This is a genomic window from Thermococcus celericrescens (assembly GCF_001484195.1).
GTDB lineage: Archaea > Methanobacteriota_B > Thermococci > Thermococcales > Thermococcaceae > Thermococcus > Thermococcus celericrescens.
In genome coordinates, this window is the sequence record NZ_LLYW01000059.1 from 1 (window position 1) to 2,471 (window position 2,471).

Below are 2,471 nucleotides of genomic sequence, written 5' to 3' on the forward strand. Positions count from 1 at the left end.
GTTCCCCCCGAGATGATAGCGCTCGTGAAGCGCGTCATAGACGTTCCGCTTCATCGTCGGCGGTCGGCATAAGGAGTGCGGAGCAGGCGCGGGCGGCCGTGAGGGCCGGCGCCGACATAATCGTCACCGGAACCGCGATAGAAAAGGCCGGCTCTCTGGAGAAGGCCAGGGAAAAGCTGGTGGAGCTAAACAGGGGAATAAAGGGATGAGGCTCAGACCTCGGAGAGAACCTTGAACGTTATCTTTCCGTTCCTGACGATCTTTTTGAGGTCGGAGAGAAGCTTTGGAGCGTTGTCCTCGACCACTTCCATCTTAATTTCGCTTATGCCCTCAGCATCGGGCGGGAAGAAGTGAATGTCGCGAATCCTGCCCCTAACCGTGCCATACAAACGGCCCAGAATCCTTCCCCTTCCTTCGTAGGGCAATTTTATGTCGAGTTCAACAATTTGCATGCATATCACCGCTTTATTTTATGAAAGAAGGCCTATATAACCCTTTTCATGAACGGGAATTATCGGGCAGGTATGAAAATAGTCCTGGTAGTTATAAATATGGGAGCGTCATCGGCGCCCCTTTAAGTCCGCATCCATCACCAGTCTCTTCGCGTAGGGGCACAGCTCCCTAAGCGGGCAGTTTTCGCACTTCGGCCCTATCGGGTTGCATATGCTCTTCCCGTGGTCCACCATCGCGTGGTTCACGTAAATCCACTTCTCGTAGGGAATCAGCTCCGCGAGGTACTCCTCGACCTTTTCCGGAGAAACCCTCGGTGGAGCCAGGCCGAGGCGCTTGCTTATCCTGTTCACGTGGGTATCAACCGGAATCGCCTGCCTGCCGAAGCCGTAGGCCAGAACTATGTTGGCGCACTTCCTCCCTATCCCAGGGAGCTTCATCAGCTCGCTTATATCATCGGGAACCTTACCCCCGTGCTTCTCCAGGATTATCCTGGAGGCATTCACTATCCACTCACCCTTGGTCTTCCAGAGGCCGACCCCGTTCTCCCGCAGGAAGCGCTGCATCTCCTCGACCGGCGTGTTGGCTATCCCCCGAATGTTCCCGTATTTCTCAAACAGCCTCTCCCAGACCTTGTAGGTTACCTCGTCCCTCATGCGCTGTGAGATTATGCAGTGGATTAAGGTCCTGTACGGGTCGCCTATAAGGAGCTTCTCCCTCGGGTAAGTCCTCATCAGGACCTCAACTATTCTCTCGGCCCTCCTCCTCTTCTCTTCCCAGGTTTCATTGAAGGTGAAGCCCTCAAGGCTTAACGAGCCTGATTTTGTTTTCCTCATAGATTATCACCACCGAGTTTTTGGAGACCCTAACTGCCTTTAGGTCATCGAACTCATCGCTATAAATCTTTTGCCCGTTGTGGTTCAGAATCAGAACCTCCCTCTCGAAGGCGATGACGAATCCCTTCTCAAAGGGGATTACCTCACTCACTGGCCCCTCGAACTCAAAATCAACGACTTCAACCTCGCCCTGCGAGAACTCTATCCTCGTGCTTTTGCCCACCTTCAGCGGCGAGGGCTCCGCCAGGACGACCTTGAAGCGAAGGGACTTTCCGAGGAGCTCGACTTCGATTTCCTCACCCGTCCTGAGTTCCTCCCCCATGAGCTTGCCCTTTATGACCTCGCTGAAATCGGCCGGCAGCTCGGCCTCGAAGAGGGGCTTTAGAACGGCCCTCATAACACCACCGGGGGAAATGGAAAAATTGGGGTAAAAAAGGTTATCTCAAACCGGAACGGCCACCGCCTGGGCTGAAGTGCCGGCGCTCTGGACGAAGGCGTTCATGAACTCAACAAAGACGTGGCTGTAGGCCCAGTCCGGGTCGCTCGTGCCCCTGTGAGTCGGTGAAACCTGCCCCTCCTGCCCGGGGTGGTCGCGGTCCACGCTCCAGAAGGCGAGGAAGCGGAGCCCCTGCTGGACCGCCCATTCCACGAGCCTCTGGGCGTCGTCGATGGTGAACACGCTGTGGTCGTCGTTCACCCCTATCATCGGGGTGAGGCCGATCATGCCCCAGATTTCAGCGTCGCTCCTGTCGGAGTAGAGCCCCTTGAGCTGGCTGAAGACGTGCTCGGCAACGCTTATCGCGTTGTCCGCGTTGGAGGGGGTCCAGTAGTAGTCCATCGTCATCGGATTGACTCTGTCTATCTCGACGCCCTTCTCAACCATCGTTTGGATTATCGAGTAGCCGCTACCGACGAGGCCCGCCCCCGGGTCGCTCGGGAGGGTGAAGCCTATCTTGACGTTCCTCTCACGCTGGACTATGAGGAGGGCATCGGCGAGCAGGTTGGCGTCGATGCTGGACTCTATGTCGAAGTCGAGGTAGGTGGCGTTGTAGGTGTCGATGACCTGGAGGTACCACTCGGCGAGTTGCTCCGCGCTCTGGGCCTGCTGGCAGAGGTACGGCCCGACTGCCCCGCCAAAGGCTATTATGACGTCGCCCCCGGCTTTTCTCAGCTCCCTGACCTCAT

4 protein-coding genes and 1 pseudogene are annotated in these 2,471 nt (G+C 56.6%); 1 reads left to right on the forward strand and 4 read right to left on the reverse strand.

Annotated features, from left to right (window positions below; genetic code table 11):
* Positions 1 to 209, forward strand: a pseudogene (locus APY94_RS13040) (geranylgeranylglyceryl/heptaprenylglyceryl phosphate synthase); the annotation flags it as partial.
* Between the two features lie 3 nt (positions 210 to 212).
* On the opposite strand, the gene APY94_RS12600 reads toward APY94_RS13040, so the two are convergent.
* The 4 genes from APY94_RS12600 to APY94_RS12615 all read right to left on the reverse strand — a co-directional run.
* A complete protein-coding gene (locus APY94_RS12600) occupies positions 213 to 452 on the reverse strand; it encodes a hypothetical protein (protein ID WP_058939949.1) in 240 nt (79 codons plus the stop codon).
* Between the two features lie 108 nt (positions 453 to 560).
* A complete protein-coding gene (locus APY94_RS12605) occupies positions 561 to 1,286 on the reverse strand; it encodes an endonuclease III domain-containing protein (protein WP_058939950.1) in 726 nt (241 codons plus the stop codon).
* Complete coding sequence (locus APY94_RS12610; protein ID WP_058939951.1) at positions 1,252 to 1,683, reverse strand: DUF6849 domain-containing protein; 432 nt, start codon at positions 1,681 to 1,683, stop codon at positions 1,252 to 1,254. Before APY94_RS12610 ends, APY94_RS12605 begins: the two co-directional genes overlap by 35 nt.
* Before the next feature lie 45 nt (positions 1,684 to 1,728).
* A partial coding sequence (locus APY94_RS12615) for a chitinase (protein ID WP_211259714.1) occupies positions 1,729 to 2,471 on the reverse strand: 743 nt, incomplete at its 5' end.